Origin of the sequence: Breznakibacter xylanolyticus (genome assembly GCF_003254275.1) — a bacterium.
Classification (GTDB): domain Bacteria; phylum Bacteroidota; class Bacteroidia; order Bacteroidales; family Marinilabiliaceae; genus Breznakibacter; species Breznakibacter xylanolyticus.
This window is the reverse complement of the sequence record NZ_QKZK01000043.1, coordinates 1-24,092: the sequence shown is the minus strand read 5'-3', so window position 1 is coordinate 24,092 and position 24,092 is coordinate 1. Positions and strand designations below refer to the sequence as shown.

Below are 24,092 nucleotides of genomic sequence, written 5' to 3'. Positions count from 1 at the left end.
CTGGTGGTTTGGTCGGGAGTAATTCGAATGGTGATGGGTTGTCTCTGAGTTACAGTGTTTGTTCTGTAACTGGTCAGTATAGCGTTGGCGGATTGGTTGGATACAATTATGCATCTATCCGAAACTGTTACAGTCGGGGAGCAGTCTCCGGAATTAGCAGTGTAGGCGGTTTGGTTGGGAGTACTTATAGCTATAGTTGGTCACCAGGTGCAATCGAAAACTGTTACAGTACCGGAGTTGTAACCAATGGAGGCGGCATGATTGGGACTAATAGCAATACCAGCGTAATGAATAGTTTTTGGGATACGCAAACATCAGGGCAATCAAGTAGTCAGGGGGGGGTAGGTAAGAGTTCTATTGATTTGCAGGGTTTTGATGTGTATTACAATTCAAATTATCAGTTTAAAACCATTCATGAGCAATCGAACTGGAATATCGGGCATGGGCGTAACAATGGTTATGCCTATTTAAATTGGCAGTTTCCTGATGATGTATACCCATCTGATCCGGTCAAGGCAACGGTTCAAACTATGAATGTAGCCGGGGTTGCACCTAATGAAGCAAATGTGTTGGGGAAAATCCTTTTTGTGGGAACGCCTGTTGCAACATCTTATGGTGTCTGTTGGTCGGAAAGTGAAATGCCTGATTTAAATTCAAATGTGATGGCGGTCAATTCCGGTATTCAAACAGGTAAGTTTAGTTGTGAAATAACAGGTTTGTCTGCTTCTACTTCATACTATGCACGTGCTTTTGTGACCAATAGTCAGGGGACTGCTTATGGCGAGCAGGTTACATTTACAACTTTAGCCCCGGGATCCATCACACTTTGCGAGGCTGTTGATAATTGTGATTTGCTGTTTTCGACCGGAGGTTATGACGATTGGGTTGCTCAAACTGAAAATAGTTTTGATGGTGTTGATGTTGTGCGTTCAGGTACTATTCCATCTTATTCAAATAGTTGGATTGAAACTTCGGTTGAGGGTTTTGGTGTCTTATCATTTTATTGGAACGTTTTAGCCTATTGGAACAATCAAATGCAGTTTTACATTGACGGGGAGTTGCAGTCAACTCGATATGGTAGCACAACTTCGTCATGGGATAATTTAACCTACTATTTAAAAGGAGGAACCCATACGTTGCGATGGGTTTATCAAAAGAACAGTTCAATTGTTGAAGGTTCGGATTGTGGTTACCTCGATCAGGTGGTGTTTACCCCCGTTCATTGTCCTTTTCCTGAAGATTTATCTGCCACTGATTTGACCACATCATCTGCTCTCTTGTCTTGGATTGAGATGCAAACAGCTGATCTTTGGGATATCGAATGGGGACAAATCGGATTTGTTCAAGGCAATGGTACGATTGTCGAAGATGTTAGTTCTAATCCTTATTTGCTGGAAGGATTGTCTGCTGCAACGATGTATGATTTCTATGTGCGAAGCAAGTGTTCCTTGACAGAACAGAGTTCCTGGGTTGGCCCATTTACTTTTATGACCAATTGCGAAGCAATGGCATTCCCCTTTACTTGCAGTTTTGATGAGGTGAATCATTTGCCAGTTTGCTGGAGTTCTAATGGAAAGAAAATCTATAGTGTTGATGTTACAAATCATCAGAATCATTCAGCCAATAATAGCGCGCGTTTGTATCACGCCGATTATTCAGAAGCATATTTGGTGACACCTGTTACTGAAACTTCTATCAATCTGCTGCGCTTGAATTTTAAAGCTTTGCAGGGGGATTGTCCTGAAAGTGGGAAATTGTCTGTAGGAACCATGACGAATCCTTCGGATCCAGCTTCTTTTAAAGCTATACATCAGCTCGAAATCACAAATTCGCCCGGGGAACCATGGCAAGAGTTTTCACTTTATTTTACTGGGTATACCGGTAGTGACAAATACCTGGCTTTACGTTTGGGTTCCGAACTTTCCAGTGGATGGTCAAGAGTATTTATTGATGATATAAATATCGGATTGAAGCCCCAAGTTCCTGAACCGACTTTTTTAGAGAGTGTGGTAATGGATGCCTACAATGCTTCGATGACATGGCGTGAGAATGGTTCTGCTTCTGAGTGGGAAGTGAAATATGGGATTCCCGGTTTTGATGTGGAGAGAGAAGGGTTTTCAGTTGTTGTCTCCTCATTATCTTGTAATCTTTCGGCTCTTACTCCTGAAACTACTTATCAAGCATATGTACGTTCTGTCGATGGATTAAATGTTTCTGAATGGTCGTTGCCAATTCTTTTTACGACCCAACCAACATGTTTACAACCATCTTTGTTGACTGCTGCATTGATAGATGAACAGAGTGTTCGATTAAGTTGGCAAGCTAACGGATCTGGAACGCTTTGGGATGTTGAATATGGTAATTATGGATTTACACAGGGATCTGGGACTTTTGTGGTAGGAATTGATGTGACGAATTATGACGTATTATCATTGGATGCTTCTACAGAATATACTTTTTATGTCCGTTCTAATTGTGGGAATGGTGATTATAGTGATTGGTCTGGTCCTTATGTTTTTGCAACCAATTGTGGGGTGATTACTGCTCCATATTCTCAGTCGTTTGATCAAGCATCTTCCTATTCGTTTCCGATGTGTTGGTATCGTACGGGGGCTGATGATTACAAAATTGATTTAACCATGGATCGTTATTACTCTTCTTCTTCTAGTGCTCGAATGTATCATGGTGATAATTCATATGCAATACTGGCTACTCCTGAAATTGGTCAGATGATAAGCTCGATCGTTTTGAATTTTAAAGCTCTTTTAGGTAATTGTCCGGAGGTTGGTAAATTGACTGTGGGTACGATGAGCAATCCGTTGGATGAATCAACGTTTGTTGCCTATCAGGAGTTTGACGTAATCAATCGCCCCGGCCAGTCATGGCATGATTTTACTGTTTATTTCGATCAATATACCGGAACCGATAAGCATATTGCTTTCCGATTAGGTTACACTGGTATTACTTCATGGGCCAGAGCTTTTATTGATGATGTTGTGTTAATAACCTTTCCTGATTGTATCAAGCCGTTGGGGTTAAGTGTGAGTGAAATAACATACACTGGTGCAACATTAAATTGGGAACAGTATGGAAATGCAAATCTATGGAATGTCGAATGGGGGCTTCCCGGTTTTATTTTGGGTGCTGGCAATCATGTTTCTGGCAATCGTTCGAATCAGTTGACTTTGAGTGATTTAGTTTCAGGAGCTTCTTATGAGTTCTATGTGCAGACACAATGTGCTGTTGATGAATTCAGTGAATGGACAGGTCCATATCTGTTTAAGACGAATGTTGAAGGAGATGATTGTTCTAATGCGTTTGATTTAAAACAACTAACATCACCATATATGGGAACTACATCCACTGCTTCCAATGATTTTTCTTTATGCAATATGGGGAGCTCGAACGATCTCATATTTTATAGGGATGTAGAGCATGGCGCCAGTATTAGGGTTTGGCAGTCGTTTAATGACTTTGATTCTCGTCATTCGATGCGATGGGGAGGAGCATGTCCCGGAATTAATGAGATTGCTTGTGTTGATGATGATGATTATGAGCCAATATTGTGGGAGAATACCACCGGTCAAACTCAACGTGTTTGGTTTGTATTGGGTGGTTATAGTTTCAATTCAGGAAATTTTACAATTGAATGGACTTATGTTGAGCCAATGTTCATACAGCCTGATGATTTGTTTGTTGATAATCAGACTAAGACCTCGGCGGATTTAAGTTGGCGTGAAATGGGAAATGCTAGTCATTGGGAGGTAGAATATGGTGTGGATGGTTTTATTCTTGGAACAGGTATTGCTGTTAATGACTTGATTGTCTCTTCATGTTCATTGTCCGGATTATCTCAAGTAACACATTATCAGTTTTATGTTCGTTCGGTTTACTCAGATGCCGAGAAGAGTGGATGGTCTGGACCTTATGCCTTTTCTACTTTAGGTGCAGGTACTTCAGTTGAATGGGAGAATGTGAATGAGGGCAATGTTGTAATATTCCCCAATCCATTTGTTGATGAATTGAGAATATTGAAAAATGATATTCCAGTTTCGACTCGTGCGAGATTATTTGATATGACCGGAAACCAAATTTCGGAATTTGAATTAGACGGTCAGCCTTTGAATTTATCTCATTTGTCTTCTGGTGTTTATTTTGTAAATATTGATGGGAATTCCTATAAGATAGTAAAACGATAGATTCTTGTGAAACTTACTAATTCTTAAATGTCGAGCCGGTAACTGAGATTTGGTTGCCGGCTCTAATTGTTTTATTTTTATGCTCGTCTCTATTGTCTAATGATTATTTTCTCAGTATGAATCCCGTTAAAGCTTTGTTGTTTTTGATTTGTGCTCTTCTTGTTGTATCTGGTTGCGCCTCCAAACGCTACGCCAAAAAAGCCCGCAAGCTCGATCAGGCCGGGTATTATCGCGATGCGGCTCAGCTTTATTATCAGTCGGTGGCGGCCAATCGCAACAACATTGAAGCACGCAACGGGCTTCAGCGCAGTGGGCAGTTGGTGCTCAACGACAAGGTGAATTTGTTTAAGAACTATCGGTCGTCTAATGCGGTGCGCGACGCGGTATATGCCTGGCTCGACGCTGAGGCTTACCATCGTCAGGTGACGGGCGTTGGCGTCGATTTGATGTTTCCCGTTCAGCTCAGAAGCGATTATGAGGTGGTGAAGGAACAGTATCTTGCCACTCGTTATCAGGAGGGGACGCGGGCGCTCGGCAGTGAAGATTTTGCCAATGCCGAGATGATTTTAAACGAAATCCTTTCCATCGACCCTGCTTATAAGGATTGCCAGACCTTGTGGGTGACGGCCAAGTATGAGCCCATTTATCGCTCGGGGGTGGCTAATTTCAATAGCAAGCTCTATCGTTCGGCGTGGTACGACTTTAATGATGTGGTGGTTGGAACCAATGGTTACAAAGATGCGGTGACCCGTCGCGAGGAAGCTCTTGCAAAAGCTCAGATTACCATTGCCATGGCTCCGGTTATGTACCTCTATAGCGTGGGGGCTGACCATGCTCAGAATGTCCGAAACAGCATTCTCAGCAGTCTCAATCGCATGCAATCGCCTTTTTATAAGGTGGTGCCCGATAATCTCATTACCAACATGCCCTTTGATGGGTTGGGCGGGCGATTACTCATGATGCCCGGGTGGATTAAGGGACAAAGTTCTGTTATCAAGGCGCAAACGGTGTTGGCAACGCAGGTGCAGCGGTTTCAGGTGATTGCCGGTGATCGTACATCGATGCGCAAAACAGGATATCTCAAAGGCACTGAAGATTATCTTGAAAACGGCATCAAAAAAAGCCGTCCCAAATACGACAAGGTTTATTATCACGAGTATCAACAGCGCAATGCCGTATCTCTGCAAGTGGAGTTTGCGCTTATTGAGGTTCGAACCGGCAATATCCTGGTGACCGATGTGGTGGGCATCAATCTCGAAGATCAGGTGTTGTATGCCGGATACGATGGTGATGTGAAGAAGCTGGTGCCCGGCTATTGGAAAAACAAGGATAAAGCATCGCCCGAAGATGCCGTTTACGACTCATCGGACAAGATTTCGCAGCTCACAGGGTTGCTCAATGCCCGTCGAGATCCTCTTCCCAGTCAAACGATGGCTTCTGATGCCATCAATCAGGTTGGAAATGCCATTGCTGCTGCCATTGAAGCTTATAATCCAGAGCGATAGATTTTTATTCACTTTATTCCCGAATGTTGTGATGAAGCACATGAAATGAAATCCCTGACAATGAATGAATCCAAGAATTAGACGAATTGAGAAGCAATTATGATATTTATGCAGGTTATGGAAATTCTTGGAATCAGTGTAATTCGTTGAGAAATCCTTTTAACTCATCACAACATAACGGGATTGAGAGTTTATTATTCTTCCTCCGGAATACTCCTGAGTGTCTCCACCAGATAATCCCAAAACCGACCCACCGATTCGATGTTCACCTTTTCGTCGGGCGAGTGGGGGAAACGGATGGTGGGGCCAAAGGAAATCATGTCCCAATGCGGGTAGGTGTGGCTCAGGATGCCGCATTCCAGTCCAGCATGAATGGCTTTGACGGCCGGTTCCTGGCCGTGATGTTTTTTGTAAACTTCTTTCATCACCGACAGGATGGTCGAGTCTGGGTTGGGTTTCCAGCCCGGGTAGCCACCTTCGTACCACACTCGGGCTCCGGCCAGTTTAAACAGGCTGTCGATGGAGGAGCATACGTCGTCTTTGGCCGAGTCGATGAAGCTGCGCACCAGGCTGATGACCATTACTTCGTTGTTTTGCGTTTGTACCACGGCCAGGTTGGTTGATGTTTCTACCACGCCGTGCATGGTGTCGCTCATGCGGATGACGCCGTTGGGGCAAGCCTGTATGGCGTTGATGAGGTCGTCCTGTGAAATGGGATCCATGATGTAAGTCACCGTTGTGGGAGTGATGGTCATCTGCATTTCGGGTTCTGTGTGACCATATTCGGAGATGAAACATTTATTCAGGCGGTCAATTTCGAGTTGTAGATGTGGGATGTTGTCGTTGGGCACGGCCACGGTGGCAAAAGCTTCGCGAGGAATGGCATTGCGTAGAGAGCCGCCATTGACTTCCGAGAGGTAACAGCCCTGAGCTGCCACCAGGCGTTTGATGACACGGAACAGTAGTTTGTTGGCATTGGCTCGTCCCCGGTGGATGTCTAAACCCGAATGTCCCCCTTTGAGGCCGGTGATTGATATTTGGTAGCCGGTCATGTTGGCCGGTATTTTTTCGCGTTCAAAGATGAAACGACAGCAGGCATTGGCCGCACCGGCGCATCCCACAAACAGTTCCCCTTCGTCTTCGGAGTCGGTGTTGATAAAGATGCGGCCTCTGAGCCAGTCGGGGCTTAGTGTGCGTGCTCCCCCCATTCTCGTCTCCTCATCTACGGTAAAGAGAGCTTCAATGGGGCCATGTGGTATTTCCGAATCTTCCAAGACGGCCAAAATAGCGGCTGCACCAATGCCATTGTCAGCTCCCAGCGTGGTGTCGGTGGCCATCACCCAGCCATCGACCACACGCGGTTGAAGCGGGTCGGTGATGAAATTGTGTTGGTTGCCGCTGTTTTGTTGGGGAACCATGTCCAGGTGGGCTTGAAGCACCACGGGCACCCTGTTTTCCATGCCCGGTGTGGCTGGTTTGATGATGACCACGTTACCGGCTTTGTCAGTTTTAAAGGTCAGTCCCTTGTTTTGGGCAAAGGCGATGACGTGTTCAATGGCTTTGTGCTCGTGCTTGGATGGGCGGGGTATTTGGGTGAGATCATAAAAGTGTTTCCACAACACCTTTGGGTATAGGGATGTGATGAGCTGCATCATATGGCGAGTATTTGGTTTGTTATTTGGGAGTTTCAAATTTAGTCATTCAGGGGGCGTTGTCCAAATTATCTGCGCATTCTTTCTGTTAAATTAACGACAGAACCGGTCGCCTTATCATCCTTTTTTATTTACCTGTTTTTTCAATCCCCACTGTTGTTGCATTGGGTGAATCCCCATTTATAGGGAGTTTGTTAATGTGTTGCAATGGTGCTGGAGGTGGCCATGTTGCTTTAAATGATGCATGTGTAACGGTGTTGTGTAAAAGCTTTGATGCAATTGTTGAACAAGGTGGTTGTGAATGCTGATAATAAAAGGATGTCAAAATCCTTAATAATTGGGATTGATGGGGCTCTTCCCTGATAGTAGGTTTGCAGTGTCGAAATATGCTTGTCTGGATGTTTGGCAGTGCTACTAAAACGAAGGGGATGAACAGAGGGGTGTTGAGTTTGATTTTATTAGTCGTGTGTTGGGTGAATGTCTGGTCGCAGCAGGGTTCTTTAACCGGTCGCGTGGTGTTTAAGGATGGTCAGCCGGCTGTGAATGCCATTTTGCATCTTCGCGAAGCATCCATTTATGCGGTGACCAACCTCGATGGTGAATTCGAGGTGAGTAAAGTTCCTTATGGACGTTACACGGTGTCGGTGAGCAGCATCGAAGCACGTCCCACCGAGCTGGCATTTGTGATGGAGCGACCCGATGCATTGCTCTCCATCGTGGCCGAACGTTCGGTCAACCACATCAACGAGGTGATGGTGAACGGGGCACACGAGAAGAAGGAAGTACGCGCCAAAGGCTTTGCCGTGAACGTCATCGACACCAAAGGCCTTGAAATGCAAAGCATCCAAACCAACGAACTGCTCGATCGCAGTGCCGGCGTTCGCATCCGGCAGGGTGGGGGATTGGGCTCGCGCATCGAGTACAACATCAATGGCTTGTCGGGCAATTCCATCCGCATCTTTATCGATGGCATTCCCATTGCCAATTACGGGTCATCCTTTTCGCTCAGCAGCATTCCCAGTTCCATGATTGAACGCATTGAAGTGTACAAGGGCGTGGTGCCCGCTCATCTCTCCGATGATGCCCTGGGCGGCGCCATCAATGTGGTGCTGAAAAAGAACAATGCCAACACGTTAGGTGCATCCTATTCCGTTGGTTCTTTCAATACGCATCAGGCCAACGTGAGCGGCAGCTATCGCAACGATTCCACCGGCTTTACGGCCAAGGGGGCTTTCTTCTACAATTATTCCGATAACAATTATAAGGTGTGGGGCGATCAGGTGTACGTGACTCAGCCCAATGGCAAGATTGCCTACCTCGAAGCTGAGCGTTTTCACGACCGTTATCGCTCGGGTGGAGCCAACGTGGAGGTGGGTGTGACCGATGTGCCCTGGGCCGACCGGCTGATGTTGGGTGCCGTGATGTCGCAAATGGACAAGCAGGCACAGCACGGTGCCACCATGGAGGTGGTGTACGGGCGTCGGTTTTCAGAGCAAACGACCCGCATGCTCAACCTGTCGTATCAAAAGAATGATGCCCTAATTGAGGGACTCGACGTGAACCTGTTTGCTTCGCGCTCGTGGCTCAATCGTCAGGTGGTTGACACTTCGGCGGTCATCTATAACTGGAAAGGCGAGTTGTCCGATTTCAACAACGACGGCCGATGGGATCGATGGGCCAGTGGTGCCGAAGGGAGCAGTCCCACCCTCGAGGAGAGTCACGAACGGGTGTACACCACTCGCGGCAACGTGAGCTACCGATTGTTTGGCCACAGCCGCGTGGCGATCAGCTATCTGTTCAATGACTTTAAGCGTGTGCCCGACGACGTGATGCGTGCCGATGCCGAACGAGAGCTGTTGGATACCCGCAAAATGCAGAAAAACATTGTGGCTTTCACTTTCGAGAATCATGCCTTCAACAAGCGCTTGCGAAGCTCGTGGTTTGTGAAACATTACGTGCAGACCCTGGGGCTGAAAGATCCCGTGAAGACAAATGGGGTGCTCACCGCCTTGGCGTTCGACAAACAGACCCGCGAAACCGGTTACGGACTGGCGCTTTCGTACAACGTGTGGCCTCGTGTGGCGCTGCTCCTCTCGGCCGAAAAAGCCATCCGCATGCCCGAGCACAGTGAGGTATTTGGCAACAGTGCCGAAAACATCGACAGTGCCTACGACCTCGACCCCGAGCAGAGCAACAATGCCAATTTGGGCTTCAACCTGGGGCCCTGGTTTTGGAACAAACATACGCTGGGCATCCACACCAACTTTTTTTACCGCGACACGCGCGACATGATTCGTCAGGCCGTGGCCAGCCAGCAGGCCGAGACCTTTGCTTTCGAGAATCAGGACGTGGTACTCAGCACCGGCATGGATGCCGAGGTGACTTACGGTTACGACAATAAACTGCAGGTGACGCTGGCTGTGTCGAATTTTAATGCCCGGTTTAACAAGGAGTATGATGCCTATGGGGCACGTTACATTTATTATGGCGACCGTTTGCGCAACGAACCCTATTTCACGGCCAATAATCATACGCGTTACCATTTGGCCAATGTGTTACAACAAGGGTCGCGCATCACCCTGTCGCACAATTGGGCTTATGTGCATGAGTTTTTCCGCGACTGGCCAAGCCTGGGGGGCGCCAACAAGGCCATCATTCCCACCCAAAGCGTGCACGACTTTGGCGTGTCGTACAGTTTTCCCGGTTATCGGTTCACGCTCAGTGTCGATGCCAAGAATGTATTCAACCATCAGGTGTTCGACAATTGGGCACTGCAAAAGCCCGGGCGTGCCTTTTATGCCAAACTCAATTATCGTTTATATTAACAATCAATTCAATGTCGTTGAATTTAGAGAAGAAGACGTGAGATCATCAGACAGATGATGAGATGAAGAAAGATTTTTTTAGATGGGGTCTCATGGTCTCCTATGTCTTTTCTATCTGTCTGAAGTCTATATTTCTTCTTGTCTTTTCCCCGAAAAGATCCGATTGAACGACATTGGCAAATATTTATTCATTATGCAACTCAAAGGATTTTTATTGATGATGTCGCTGGCCATGGGTGCCGTGGCTTGTAGTGACGATGATGCCAACGACAATGCCTCATCGGCCGAAGGCAAACAGTTTCACGTGGCGCTGGCCGTGGGTTCCGACAGCCAAAGCCAAACGTACGTGCAGTCGTTGACCGACTTGACCACGGGTGATGTTTCGTTTAACGGTTATGGTTTTGAAGTGCCATCTACCCGCACGGCACGCATCTATGCTTCGAACGATGGCGGCTCGCTTTACAACCTCGATTATGGCGGCGGTCGCATTTACAAATACACGGCCGGTGGCGGTCAGGTTTACACCAAGGTTGAGGAAACCAACGTGCAGTATGCCGTGGGGTCGGTGCATCCGCGATGGACAAAAATCAACGAGGAGTATGCCTTGTTGCACAACATTGTGACCGAAAATCTTTACGACGACAACGGGAATTATCTTCGCACCAAAGCCACTGCTTATTTGGTGTCCATCAAATTGGCCGACATGTCGATGGGCAGTGTTGAGCAGTTTGAAGTGCCCTACGATGCCACCGAAGCGGCCGCCGGCAACTACGTGATGCGCATCGATGCGCCCGTGGTGGCCAACGGAAAGGCTTATTACGGACTGGCCAAACGTCGTTACAACGCCTCTACGGGTGCTGCCGTGTCGGCCACCTACACCAACACCCAGACGCTGGTGGTCGATTTCCCGTCGTTGGCCAATCCCACCCTCATCTCCACATCTATCGCCAAAGGCGCCACCAACGGCTATCGCACGCCCGCTTCGCATGTGGATGAGCAGGGCGACATTTACCAAATTCTCACCGTTCCCAACAAGAGTTACGAAACCAGCATCCTGCGCATTCGCAACGGGGCGTACGACGAGAGCTTCAATTTTAACCTCTCAAAACTGCTGGGCGAAAATACCATTAGCAACGGTTGGTTTTACGTGGGCAATGGCATTGGCTATGTGCCTTATGCCAACTCCGACAAGGGCGCCCTGGCCGATCCCGTGTGGTCGGTGGCACGCGTCGATCTCAAAAAAGGCACTGCCGTAAAGCTCAACCTCCTCGAGGGTCTTTGGTTGCAACAATATCAGTACAGCGTGGCGCAGGACGGCAAGTTTTACATGGCCATCGCCCCTAAAGGCGAAGCCGGCCACATTTATGTGTTTGACGTCACTTCCGAATCGCCCGACGGATTCACCAAAGGTGCCGCCATTCAAACGGGTGCTGATGCCTATTATATTGGGATATTTTAGATGAAAGTACCTGAGTGGCAAAGTGGCAAAGTGCCTGAGGGAAGAAGTGCAAGAGTGCGGGAGTGCAGGAGTACATGATATAAGTATCTCAAACGCACTACACAACTTCAAGAAACTCTGTGACCCTGTGTCTCCGTGTTCATTGAAAACTCTGAGAATAGGTATTAAAATAAGGTAATTAACGACATATCGTTCCTAAGTCCCCCTTTGGGGGATGAGGGGGCTTTTTAAAATCATCATGATGAAAACAATCCAACAATTTTCTCTTTTGCTGCTCGCCCTTGTGCTGATGGTGGCGTGCGGCGACACGCAAAAGCCTGCCCGCAGGGGCATCGACTACGACAAGCTTAAAGCCGAGCTGGCCTTGACGCCTGAACAGTCGGCGCAATTCGATGTGGTGCTCGATAAGTACAATCAAATGCGCGAAGCCGGTCGTCCGGCTCAGGGCGAGAAGGTCGATCGCATTGCCATGTTTGAGCGCAACGAGGCCATTGCCCAATCGCAAGCCTCTGACATGGCCGCGTTTTTGACCGATGACCAACAGCACATCTATGCCGAATTCATGAAAAAGAACGCCCGCAAACGTCCCGGTTACACCGCCGGGCAGATGGCGCAGATGAAAACCGACTTGTCTCTCACCGACGAACAGGCCGCGATGCTCGATGCCGTCAACAAAGCTTTTGAAAAGGCTTATTACGATGCGCACGACATTTATCACGGCAACGCCGAACTGGCCAAAGAATACTGGAACAAGTTCGACGCTGAACGCAAAGCCGCCCTGCGTACCGTGTTCAACGAGCAACAGTACGCGCAATACCTGCAACTGGTGGCGCAAATCACCCAGCCCGAGGCCGAAAAGAAAAACTGACACGGCAGCGTCCTTCAATGCCGGTCGCCTTTTGAGGAAAAGCCCGTCGCCTTTTTACCAATCGACGGCCGTCGATTTAAATTTGACGGCCGTCATTTGGTAAAGTCACCCGGGTGGATTTTGAAACCACCGCGGTGAAATAAAAATTCACCGCGGTGAATTGCCTAAAAGCCCGCCGCCTTTTGTTGAACTTCTCTTTATCTTTTTAAGGAGATAAGAAGACGAAGCGACCTCGAGACAGATAGAAAAGACTGACGAGATGATGTCTGCATATCTCTCTTCATCTCATCCTCTGTCTCTGAGTCTAACGTCTCTGAGTCTAACGTTTTGATACTTAAATCAACCCCATGAATCGTCTCAAATCATTGTTCCGCCCACGGCGCGGCGCCGAGTCGATGTTTCGTTACATCAGTGCCATGCTGCATTTGTGGCTGGGGCTGCTCTCGTCGGGTGTCATTTTGGTGGTGTGCCTCACGGGCAGCATCTATGCCTTTAAAACCCCCGTGGCCAGCTGGATGAATCGCCGGGTGGCCAACGTGTCGTCATCGGCCATGTCACCGCTGACGCCGGGGCACATCGTTGAGGGCATTCAAGGCAACGGGGGCGTGGTGCATGCCATCACCCTTCCCGATGATGACACCAAAAGTTGGATCATCAGCTATGCCGATGGCCTCACGCAAAGTGCGCGCACGGTGTACGTCGATCCCTATACCGGCATCGAGCTGGGCGAGGGGAGCGATGCGTCGGCTTCGTTTTTTTCGGTGGTGCTGAGCCTGCACAAAACATTGTTGATGAATCGCGTGGGGAAACAAGTGGTGGGAGCCTCGGTGCTGGTGTTTGTGGCCATGCTGCTCACCGGACTGGTGCTGTGGTGGCCGCGCAACAAAAAAGCCCTGCGCGACGGTCTTTCCATCAAGTGGCGCTATCCCTGGTTGCGGGTGGTGCGCGACCTGCACAACACGCTGGGGTTTTATTCGCTGGTGCTGCTGCTTTTCATCGCCCTCACCGGACTGTACGTGGCCTACCCATGGGTGAAGAACGGCATCATTGTCATGTTGGGGGGGCAATCGGTCACCTCGGTCAGTGTGCATGCGTCGGATGCTTCGGAGCCTTCGGGTGACTTTGCCGGTTTGTTGCAACAGATGCTCGACAAGCAGGCTGAACAAACATCCATGGGTAATGCCGCCCCCATTGGCATCGACAGTGTGCTGTGGCTGGCGCGTCAACAGCTGGGGTATTCGGGTCACACCGTGGTGCGCTTCCCCGACGAGCACGACCCCCGTTACACCATCACCTGCATCAACGATCACAACTGGCTGGGCGTGCGCATGCCCGATGTGCTGAGCCTCGACAAGCGGGGCGACGTGAAATCGCTCGATCGTTTTGCCGACAAGCCCCTGCACAAGCAGTTCATGGCCCTGTCGCTGCCCCTGCACACGGGCGAATTCATGGGCCTGCCCGGCATCATCCTTTATGCTCTGGCTTCGCTCATTGGCTGTTCGTTGCCCGTGACGGGCTTTTTGCTGTGGTGGAAAAAGGCACGCATATCGGGGCGCTGAGCAAGAGTAAGAAATAAACGCTGAGACGCTAAGGCGCTGAGTTAATATGAAACGCCTTGTGTTTAAATAAAAAGGCTCTATGTCGAATCCTGTGGGTAAACAAAATATGAATGCACGAAATCAAACAAGGTAACTAAGCCGCCTTCGGGAAATGGCGTTAAGAAAATCATAGGCCTGAGCGTTAAAAAATATGCGTTGTTTGAGCTTGCGAGTTCGCAGATTTTAGCGAAGGCCTATGATTTTTAGCCATTTTACGTCAGCGGCGGCCTTTTTTGCTTACTTTTTGGGGCTGTAGCCAAAAAGTAAGAGCCCGCCCGGCTCGAGGGCACGAAAAAATGGTTAGTGTGAATTGATACTTATGATTACCCACACAAATCAGAATAGAGCCAATAAAAAGCCGATATGGACATCCGTAAAAATGTCTATCCTACTACTATGATAACTCTTTTACCGAGTGGCACTGAGCCTTCTTCTCCTCACAGGTTCTCATCTTATTTCACTGCAACTTAGCGTTAGTTCTTAGTTTGTTAAGTAGAGGGCGAAGATTAAATGCTGAGTTGTATCACTCTGCACCTTCGCGCCTCTGCGTTTATCTCAATGTTACTTGCTTGTGTTCACCCGTTTGAGGGCGCCGGTAACGGGCGACAGCTCTATCGATACGTTGGGTTGTTCGAGCACCGCGGCAGGCATCGACATCACCTGCCCAAACTGGGCAATGTCCATTTCTTCTTCGAGCATCAGGGTGCTGCGGTCAACAATGCGGACGGTGGCTTTGCCCGGCTTGATGTGGTAGAGGCCGTTGCTTTTGGTTTCTTTTTTCGCTTCGGCGTGGGGCAACTCGGGGATGTTTTTGTGCTTCACCTCCAGGTAAACGGGTGCACCGCTCAAGTCCATGGGATCCACCATGCCTGCGTTGGCCGAGAAGCGGAACAACACCATGTTGTCGGGGTTGGTGCGTGTAGGGATGTATTCAATCACGCGCTTAATGGTCTGCACGGTTTCTTTGCCGGTAAAGAGTTCCATAAATTGGGTCTCCAGGGTGTCGAGTTCGGCTTTGGTGAGCTCCAGCGACAACCCGTCGGGCGGCAGTATCGGGAAGTTGGCCGAGAAGATTTTCGACCTCCGCTTGCGTATTTTATAAATGTAGTTGGCCGCTTCTTCGGCCATGGCTGCCGTGGAGGTTTGCTTCAGGAGTTTCTCAAGGCGCGGAACGGCGTCGAAGGTCACATCGGTTTTCTGCATTTCATGGGTGTAGACATACGAGGCAGCGGGAACATCCATGCATGGGGTGCTCAGGTTGATGCCGCATAGCACCCCCTGATTGTTGAGTGTCACGTTTTGTGCCACGCCCGGTCCGTCCATGGCTATGGCGTAGGCCTGGTTGTCGTCGGCACGACCCACCGGCACCACTTTGATGGAGCGGATGCGCCAGCTTTCGGAATCTTCGAGAATGACGTTGCTGATGTTGAGCAGTCGTTCGGTGTAGCGAAAGTAGGGACCGGCCTTGCGAATCACCTTGTCCATTTCTACTTCGACCCGCAAAACGGTTTGCGGAAGGTGATACACCACCACGTTATCGGTGGCATTGCTCATCGATGAGGTTGGCGTTACGCTCACTTTTACGGCCGCCTGACGTGCGGTGCTGCACGAAATGGTCATCAGCGATGCCACAGCGGCCGGGAGAAGGATGTGCTTCATGATAGAATCAATATGGTTTTATGGGTAAAACAGTTTTTTCGGGGTTTTATGCGAATTGGGTGTTGAATAATTATTGAGTCAATGAATAAGAATTAAACGCAGAGATGCCGAGGCGCAAAGTTGAAGGGTTTAATCGAGTTTTAAATCGATTGATGAAATAGAAGTTGCTTAGCGTCTTTCCAGGCATAGCCAAGCGACTGCGTTAATGAGCGTCTGAGCGTTTATTTTTACTCTGATGTTATTGGGTTGATGGTTAGTTTTTTCAGATGATGATAATTGTAATGACTATGAGTAGTTGTTTTTGTTGATCAAGTTCACGACTACTTTTATCATGGTCTCTTTTTCTTCCGGTTTGCTGACAGCAATCATTAATGTTAAGGCCACTAATGTGTTGTCTGCAATTCTTTTGTTTCCGTCAGGGGCAAATAAAATCCTGTTTTTTTCTAAAAAATATAGGAATATAAAAGCAGCAATTCGTTTGTTTCCGTCTGAGAATGAATGGTTTTTTGTGATGAAGTATAGTAGGTTGGCTGCTTTTTCCTCGATACTTGGGTATAAATCTTGTCCTTCAAATGTTTGGTAAATTGTGGCTATCGAACTTTTAAACGAATCATCTTTCTCGTGGCCAAACAGATTACTATTCCCGTGAGTGATTTTCACCATCTTGATTTGTGAAATTGCTTCTTCGTACGTTAGTTGGAATGTTTCTTTGCCTGATGTATCCTTTATTTCTAGTTTTTGATAATCGTATTGGTCAAGTATATCTAACGCAAATGCATAGTCAGTTATTATTCTAAGTAAGCCTTTGCTTTCTTCGTTTGATAGTGGTTTATAGTTTAGGACTGTTCGAAGGGCTTTTACTGATTCCTGTAATTCTTTTAATGATTCATTTTGCTTGGTCAATTTTTTTTCATTGATAGAATATCCTTTAATCAAGTATTCTCTGAGAATTTGATTTGCCCAAATTCTAAATTGAGTTCCCCTTTTTGATTTAATTCTGTATCCTACTGAAATAATCACATCCAGATTAAAATAATCAACTTGGTAGGTTTTTCCATCTGAAGCAGTTGTTGCATTTTTTGCAACAACTGAATCTCTTAATAATTCCTTTTCTCTGAAAATGTTGTTAATGTGTCTGGATATAACTGATTTATCTCGTTCAAACAAGTCGGCTATTTGATTGAGACTTAACCAGACTGTTTTGTCATCAATTTGAACGTTTATTTCTGTCTTTCCGTCTTCTGTTTGATATATGATGATGTCGGAATGGTTCATCGTTTGTTTGAATAATTTAGATCAGCTGACAGCAAGGGGTTTGTTTATGATTATTTTCTTAGTGCTGATGATGTGTTCGTCGTTAGTATCATTTGTGGGAAATCATAATGAAGAAACGGTCAATCGTAGATTTTATGTATTTCCATAAGATGATATATGTGGTTGATGTTTGTTTTTATTGAGATACTAAAACTCTTATGGTATTAGAGCAAGCTGTTAGTTGTTTTTCAGTTCTCTAAATGCCTGTCCCAAATGTCGAACCAGGTCATTGGCCGTGAGCGACTCCTCCGATTCGGCATTGGCATAGATATCGCCGGCACTGCCGTGCAAATATACACCTAAAATGGCTGCTTGCGCCGGGGCGATCTTCTGCGAGAGCAGCCCCAGAATGATGCCCGTGAGCACATCGCCACTGCCGGCCGAAGCCATGCCCGGGTTGCCGGTGGTGTTAAAGTAGCACGTTCCCTCGGGGGTGGCAATGGTGGTGTAGGCACCTTTGAGCACCACCACAATGCCGTGTTTGATGGCAAAGGCGCGCAACCGTTCCAGACGTTCGTAGTCGTTGCTCCAATTGCCGGCCAAACGCTGAAACTCTTTTGGATGGGGCGTGAGCACGGTCTCTCGCGGCAGTTTGTCGAGCAGTTCGGGGTGCTGCGACAGGATGTTGAGGGCATCGGCATCCATCACCATGCGTTGGGTGGTGATGTGATCGAGAAGCTGAGCCAGAGCCTCGCATGTGTTGGTCTTTAGCCCGATGCCCGGCCCGATGCCAATGGCATCGTAGGGCGTCAGGTCGGGAAACTCCGAAATGAGAATGTCCGACCGGTCGATGCTCACCATGGCTTCGGGCACTGTGGTTTGCAATATCTCGTAACCGTAGCGGGGTGCATGGGTGGTGAGCAGACCCACGCCGGCCTTCAGGCACGCCTTCGACGCCAGCACGGCAGCACCCATCATGCCATATGATCCCGACATTAGCAGGGCATGACCATAATGTCCTTTGTGCGCAAACTTGTCCCGGGCAGGAAGGATGGCTTTGGCGTCCATCGCACGGGTCAGATGCCAGGGCGTTGTCATGGCTTCGATGGTTGTGCGGTGTAAACCAAATTCCAGCACGTGCCATTCACCCACGCAATGGTCGTTTTCGGGGAACAGGAATGCCAGTTTGGGAAAGCCAAGGCTTAGCGTGTGGGTGGCGCTAACGATGGCATGGTGTGGCACATCGCTGTTGTCCTCGCCCCTGAGTCCCGACGGCAGGTCGATGGAGACAACCTGCAGCGAGAGCCGATTGATGGCCTGTATCATGTCGAGGACTGTTCCTTCGGCTGGTCGGTTGATGCCCGACCCCAACAAGCCGTCAATGACAATGCCTTCGTCGGGCTGCGGAATGGCATCGCCATTGGCCAGCAGGTGCAGTTTCACTTTCGTCAGATGGGTGAGTCGCGTGTAGTTGATTTGGCACTCGGGCGACAGGTTGTTGTGCGAGGCCATGCACACAGTCACTTCCCAACCGCCGATGGCCAGCATTCGAGCCACGGCCAATGCGTCGCCACCATTGTTGCCATTGCCCGCGAACACGGTGACCACTCCCGGCGCAAAGCGTGTGGTGAGCCATTGGGTCATGGCGATGGATGCCCGCTCCATGAGGTTGATGGAGAGAATGGGTTCGAGTTCGATGGTGCGTCGGTCGATCTCTTTGGTTTGGTGGGTGGTGAATATCTTCATATTTCAAATCATATAGAGTAATGCTTTCGGTTTCGAGAAGTGTTTAGCCAAAGTAATGCCTATGACTCAATTATGCAACCAATGCGGGTGATTATGGTTATTGGTAGTCGAAGAAGTTGTGTGGTTTTTGTGAGATGTCTTTGGGGGGGTTGGTAGTCTGGATTAAACAATTTGATTGGTTTGATGTTTTATCATTTATCGTAAATTATAAATCCATTAAAGCATGATCTCAACAAATTTTAAAGTCGAAAATCCGGTGCAAAACCCGCATGGGGTCGATGTGCGTCAATTGTATAACCATGATTCAGCCCAGGTTATGCACATCACCTTGCAACCGGGAGAGACCCTAAAGCCGCACAAAACGCCCGTTGATGTATTCTTTTATATATTAGAAGGCAGCACAACGGTACATATTGGCGATGAATCGCATGTGTTTGAAAGGGATTCATTGATCGAAAGCCCTGCCAATATTGTGCATTATCTGAGTAATGAAAGTCAATCGGTCACACGTATTCTAGTCACTAAAGCACCCCGCCCCACCAATCCAACCAAAGTTTTGTAACCCTTAATAATGAAGATATGAGCGAACTGCTAAACAACTCACACTATCGCAAAGTGCGATTAAAGGAACTCATTTTAAAGTTGCACGAAGGCGAGTCTGCGCAATGGGTTCGTCAACAACTTATTGATACGTTGCAAAACATACCCTATGGCGAAGTGGTTGAGGTGGAGCAGGAGCTCATTGCCGAAGGGTTGCCCGAAACAGAGGTGCTGAAACTTTGCGACATTCACGGTTCTGTCCTCGAGGGTAATGTCGATTTATCAGCCGCTAAAGCCATTCCCGAAGGACACCCGGTGGATGTGTTCAAACACGAGAACATCGAACTCAAACGGGTGGCCGACAAATCAAGGGAATTGCTTAAGTCGTTACCCAATGTGGTGGATTCCGATTTTACCAGGTATGTTTTTTCGCTTCAGGGATGCTTTAACGAGCTGATGGATGTGGATAAACACTACCAGCGGAAAGAGTACCTGGTGTTTCCCTATCTTGAGCGAAACGGCATCACCGGGCCGCCCAAAGTGATGTGGGGCAAGCATGATGAAATAAGGGGGCAGATCAAAGGTTGCATCGAATTGTTGCAAACGGCAGGTCTTACCAAAGGTGATTTGGTCGATGCCCTTGATTTGTTGTTCTATCCGACCCTTCAGTCATTGGTCGATATGGTGCAGAAGGAAGAAGAAATTTTGTTGCCCATGAGTATGGATGTGCTCACCACTGATGATTGGTGGAGTATTCACAAGCAAACCCTCGAATTTGGATTTTGTCTGTACGACCCCAAAGTCGATTGGACGCCCGAAGGCGTGCAACATTCGGATGTGGAGAGTTCCGTGGCAACCGATGGTAGCATTCAGTTACCCTCGGGGAGCTTCACTGCCAAGGAAATCATGGCCATTCTCAACTCTGTCCCTTTCGATATGACTTTTGTAGATAAGCACGATAAAGTGAAATACTTCACTCAGGGGAAAGAACGCATCTTTGTGCGCAACCGATCTATCATTAATCGCGATGTACGGTTGTGCCACCCTCCCGGAAGTACACATATTGTTGAGAAGATATTGGATGATTTCAAGTCTGGTAAAGCGTCTCATGCGCCGTTTTGGATTCAGATGAAGGGCAAATTTATCAAAATAGAGTATTTTGCCCTTCGTGACGAAAAGGGTGACTATCTGGGAACCCTCGAAGTATCGCAGGATTTGACCGAAAATAGAGCCCTTGATGGCGAAAAGCGCATCCTTTCATATTCTGACGGAAAATGATGACCGCATGGAAAAGTTGATCATTACCCCCAAAACTCGCATCTATGATTTATTAGAAGCTTATCCTCAGTTGGAGGATGTGTTGATAGATGCTGCTCCCCCGTTCAAAAAACTGAAGAACCCGGTATTACGAAAAACAGTCACCAAAATTACCACGTTGTCTCAGGCTGCTGTCATTGGCGATTTAAAGGTTGAAGCACTGGTGAACCGATTGCGATCGATGGTTGGACAGTCCGATGTTGAGAGTTTCGATTCCGGATCAAGCCATTATGTGACCCTCAAGCCCAGCTGGTTTCAGGAACACCAGATTGCCGAAGTGATTGACATTCGCACCATGCTCAACGCCGGGGATCAGCCGGTGCATGAAGTGTTAGCTGCCATGAAGCGGCTTGATACGAATCAGATTCTGATGGTTGTGGCGCCATTCATTCCCGTGCCGTTGATTGATAAGTCTTTGAGTATTAATTGTCAGCATTGGGTCGAAGTGAAGGGTGATGAGGAAGTGAATGTTTATTTTATTGTCGTTTAGTTAGGCGCCGAGGGTGTCAGATTCATGGACAATCGGTGAGCGATTGAATGGATTTTGTTTCAATCTCCACAACTCATTTGTCTTATGTTTCTGACAAATTATCTTTTTTTGTTTTTTTACTCATGCCGTAAGCTACCTTATTATCGACTTTTATAAAAAACTGTTGCATGTCTGAATTTTCCGAAACTGCTGTCGTTCGGTTGAACAAACTTCGAGAGCTTGCGCATTTGCTTTTGTACAGTGGCAACGCTCATGAATTTATTGTTGCGAACGAGGCTTTTATTCAAACTGTTATCCCAACTGATTTTATCCGATTGTTTGATGATATTATTCAGGAAGGACACCCGATGGGAGATGTCAAGGTGATGGTTAATAAGATTCTCAATGTCTTCCATCTGACCTTGCGCAATTACTCTCGCATTGCTCCGGCTCCTGATTCTTTTTTGGGGTTACTTGAACGAAATAACCGCGAAATGAAGTCGCGTCTGGATGCCATCAGGCCGGTGTTTAAAGCCTTTGTTGATGATGTTTCTAATGATGGGATTCGGATGCAGCTTCATGAGCTTTTTGCTCAATTAGTAGTATTTGTTAATCATTACACCATTAAAGAGAATTTATTGTTCCCGGTCATTGAGTCTCATTGGCCCGATTATCGGTGTTTGCAAATCATGTGGTCGTTTCACGATGATATCCGCCGTAATATCAAGGCTGTGCAGACTCAATTGGAGAATAGGGTTGTCGATTTCGAATTGTTTAAACGTCAGGTTGGCGACTTGTTCTTTAATATGCTGGCGATTAAGTTTCGCGAAGAGGTTATTTTGTTTCCTTACATTCTTGCAACCATTGATCCGAAGGTGTTGAATGCGTTGCTTCACGAAGGGAGTTGCATCGGTTTTCCTTATGTGAGTGCATTGCAGTCGGAGACTGTTCAGACTGAAATAGGTTTGACGAATAGTATGGTCAATTTTTCAACCGGGATGCTTAGTGTTGAGCAGGTGCAGCTGATTTTTAATCATCTGCCTGTTGATATCACTTTCGTTGACGAGCATAATAAGGTTTGCTATTTTTCATCGCCCAAGAAACGGATTTTTCCTCGTACCACGGCCATTATTGGTCGTGAGGTCAATAACTGTCATCCCCCCGAAAGTGTGCATGTGGTTGAGAAGATTGTAGAATCGTTTAGGAGTGGACAAAAGAATCAGGCTGATTTTTGGATTCGTATGAAGGGGCAAATGATATTGATTCAATATTTTGCTGTGCGTGATACAGGTGGGGAGTATAAAGGAGTCATTGAGGTGTCGCAGGAGGTATCCCACATACAGGCTTTGGATGGGGAAAAGCGGTTGCTCGATTGGTGACCCTTTTTAGTACATGTGCTTGATTTTACATTTCTGATGTGTTGAGATATATCTCATGGTTGTTTTTGATGTCTTACTTTTTTGTTATTCGGTTTGAATAACTGTTTTTGCTATTAAGATATTTGGAATTGCCCACATAATGTTAGTGAAATAAATGTTGCAAATTAGTTGATTATAATTTATATTTGTATCAAATAAAAGGATACAGCTATGGACATCTTCAAAGGCATGAGTTTATTTCAGTTTCAAGAGCGATTTAAGACTGATAATGATTGTAGAGAATATCTTGCATACTACAAATGGAAAGAAGGCTTTACCTGCACAAAATGTAGTCATAATGATGCATGGAATAGTCCAAGCGAACCTTTTACTAAGATATGTAAGCATTGTTTAAGACCACATTCTGCAACGGCACATACAATATTTCATAATATCAAATTTCCATTGAGGACTGCATTTCACATTGTCTTTGAAATGGCTACAACGACTAAATCTCTTTCTGCTTTACAGATGGCAAGAAAATACGACATCAATAGAAAAACTGCATGGTTATTCATGCGTAAATACCGTGAAAGCCTTAAATCAAGTGGGGATTATCCAGTAGATAATGATGGCGGTGATTCAGTGGTTTATGTTGATGAATTTGTCGTTGGTGAATATGAAGGGGGTAAAACAGGACGAAGCAATGATGCAAAGAAACGCAAAATCGTTATGGTGGTTGAAGCCACGAAACGTAATGGAATCAAACGAGTCTATGGATTGAAAATCAAGAATTACTCAGGTAAAGAACTACGAAGAATATTTGATAAACACATTGCATTAGGTACAGAAGTCATTACAGATGGTTGGAAAGGCTACAACCGAATGGATGGTGATTATGATATGATTGAGGATAAATCAGGAATGAAAAAGAACAATAACCCGATGAATCGAATGATTCAACAATTCAAATCATGGATTCGTGGTGTTTATCACAAATCTTCACATGAACACATAGAATCATATTTGAATGAGTTCTGTTTCAGAATCAATAGAAGTCAGTGGAAAGAAACTCACTTTCATTCGGCTATTCTTAAAGGTATTGCTCACCAACCATTTCCAAAGAAATTAATTCCATGTGCCGTTTAAGCCTAAATATTTACAAAAAATGACATTTTGATTTCAATATATACTACAAAAAACGTAGTATATGAAGAAATTAAAATACATAAAATTGTTTGAAAATTTTAATCAAGATAAATTTGATATAAATTTATCAAAGTATGATTTTAGTGATATTTCAGTGGTGTCACCTGAAATTAAGGCCATATGCAAAGCTGCTGAACAAGAACTGAAAAAAATTACAGGTATTCAATATTTCAGTCTTGACCATGTTTATGATACTGGTACGCTTTCCGAAGATAAAAGTACAGGTAATTTAACATTGGAATTTTCGTATGATGTTGATGAAGAAGATAGCTTTAGCGTGACATATCTATTTAAACAACAAGGCATTAATAGTCCCTTATTTAAGGTAATCAAAGACTAATTTTACAATGAATATCCATTGAGTGTGTATTGATAGTAATATACATATTCTTTCATGTAATATCAACTAACTCTAAATGGGCAATTCCAAAGAT

16 protein-coding genes and 1 pseudogene are annotated in these 24,092 nt (G+C 46.5%); 13 read left to right on the top strand and 4 right to left on the bottom strand.

Features of this window, described 5'->3' with window-relative positions; all coding sequences use genetic code 11:
• Positions 1-8: 8 nt before the first annotated feature.
• From LX69_RS18430 to LX69_RS17860, 3 genes and pseudogenes are all read left to right on the top strand, one after another.
• A pseudogene (locus LX69_RS18430) lies at positions 9-233 on the top strand (GLUG motif-containing protein); the annotation flags it as partial.
• A 24-nt stretch (positions 234-257) separates the two neighbouring features.
• Complete coding sequence (locus tag LX69_RS15775; RefSeq protein ID WP_245935045.1) at positions 258-4,199, top strand: T9SS-dependent choice-of-anchor J family protein; 3,942 nt, start codon at positions 258-260, stop codon at positions 4,197-4,199.
• A gap of 116 nt (positions 4,200-4,315) precedes the next feature.
• A complete protein-coding gene (locus LX69_RS17860; RefSeq protein ID WP_170124430.1) occupies positions 4,316-5,704 on the top strand; it encodes a hypothetical protein in 1,389 nt (462 codons plus the stop codon).
• Positions 5,705-5,898: 194 nt separating this feature from the next.
• Here the strand turns inward: LX69_RS17860 and LX69_RS15765 are convergent, their stop codons facing one another.
• Positions 5,899-7,359, bottom strand: coding sequence for an aminoacyl-histidine dipeptidase (locus LX69_RS15765; protein WP_111447002.1), 1,461 nt, complete (start codon positions 7,357-7,359; stop codon positions 5,899-5,901).
• A gap of 425 nt (positions 7,360-7,784) precedes the next feature.
• Here LX69_RS15765 and LX69_RS15760 point away from each other — a divergent pair, with 425 nt between their 5' ends.
• From LX69_RS15760 to LX69_RS15745, 4 genes are all read left to right on the top strand, one after another.
• A complete protein-coding gene (locus LX69_RS15760) occupies positions 7,785-10,181 on the top strand; it encodes a TonB-dependent receptor plug domain-containing protein (protein WP_111447001.1) in 2,397 nt (798 codons plus the stop codon).
• Between the two features lie 193 nt (positions 10,182-10,374).
• Positions 10,375-11,640: a hypothetical protein gene (locus LX69_RS15755; protein ID WP_111447004.1), complete on the top strand. Its 1,266-nt coding sequence runs from the start codon at positions 10,375-10,377 to the stop codon at positions 11,638-11,640.
• A 241-nt stretch (positions 11,641-11,881) separates the two neighbouring features.
• Positions 11,882-12,508 (top strand): hypothetical protein, encoded by a 627-nt coding sequence (locus LX69_RS15750; RefSeq protein ID WP_111447000.1) that lies wholly within the window; start codon positions 11,882-11,884, stop codon positions 12,506-12,508.
• Positions 12,509-12,855: 347 nt separating this feature from the next.
• Complete coding sequence (locus tag LX69_RS15745; RefSeq protein WP_111446999.1) at positions 12,856-14,067, top strand: PepSY-associated TM helix domain-containing protein; 1,212 nt, start codon at positions 12,856-12,858, stop codon at positions 14,065-14,067.
• A 600-nt stretch (positions 14,068-14,667) separates the two neighbouring features.
• Here the strand turns inward: LX69_RS15745 and LX69_RS15740 are convergent.
• From LX69_RS15740 to LX69_RS15730, 3 genes are all read right to left on the bottom strand, one after another.
• On the bottom strand, positions 14,668-15,765 hold the full coding sequence (locus tag LX69_RS15740) for a DUF4831 family protein (protein WP_111446998.1): 1,098 nt from the start codon (positions 15,763-15,765) through the stop codon (positions 14,668-14,670).
• Between the two features lie 285 nt (positions 15,766-16,050).
• Positions 16,051-17,040 (bottom strand): virulence protein RhuM/Fic/DOC family protein, encoded by a 990-nt coding sequence (rhuM, locus tag LX69_RS15735; protein WP_111446997.1) that lies wholly within the window; start codon positions 17,038-17,040, stop codon positions 16,051-16,053.
• 216 nt (positions 17,041-17,256) lie between these two features.
• Positions 17,257-18,765, bottom strand: coding sequence for an NAD(P)H-hydrate dehydratase (locus tag LX69_RS15730; protein ID WP_111446996.1), 1,509 nt, complete (start codon positions 18,763-18,765; stop codon positions 17,257-17,259).
• A 223-nt stretch (positions 18,766-18,988) separates the two neighbouring features.
• On the opposite strand from LX69_RS15730, the gene LX69_RS15725 reads away from it, so the two are divergent.
• From LX69_RS15725 to LX69_RS15700, 6 genes are all read left to right on the top strand, one after another.
• Positions 18,989-19,327 carry a cupin domain-containing protein gene (locus LX69_RS15725; protein WP_111446995.1) on the top strand — a complete coding sequence of 113 codons (339 nt, stop codon included), beginning with the start codon at positions 18,989-18,991 and terminating at the stop codon, positions 19,325-19,327.
• Between the two features lie 17 nt (positions 19,328-19,344).
• On the top strand, positions 19,345-20,583 hold the full coding sequence (locus tag LX69_RS15720; RefSeq protein ID WP_111446994.1) for a DUF438 domain-containing protein: 1,239 nt from the start codon (positions 19,345-19,347) through the stop codon (positions 20,581-20,583).
• A 7-nt stretch (positions 20,584-20,590) separates the two neighbouring features.
• The gene (locus LX69_RS15715) at positions 20,591-21,112 is read left to right on the top strand and encodes a DUF1858 domain-containing protein (RefSeq protein WP_170124429.1); all 522 of its coding nucleotides are present in this window, start codon (positions 20,591-20,593) and stop codon (positions 21,110-21,112) included.
• 167 nt (positions 21,113-21,279) lie between these two features.
• Entirely contained in the window at positions 21,280-22,470 is a 1,191-nt protein-coding gene (locus LX69_RS15710) for a DUF438 domain-containing protein (RefSeq protein WP_111446992.1), read from the top strand.
• A 210-nt stretch (positions 22,471-22,680) separates the two neighbouring features.
• Positions 22,681-23,598, top strand: coding sequence for an IS1595 family transposase (locus LX69_RS15705; protein ID WP_111446465.1), 918 nt, complete (start codon positions 22,681-22,683; stop codon positions 23,596-23,598).
• A gap of 61 nt (positions 23,599-23,659) precedes the next feature.
• Complete coding sequence (locus LX69_RS15700) at positions 23,660-23,998, top strand: hypothetical protein (RefSeq protein ID WP_111446464.1); 339 nt, start codon at positions 23,660-23,662, stop codon at positions 23,996-23,998.
• Positions 23,999-24,092 lie beyond the last annotated feature (94 nt).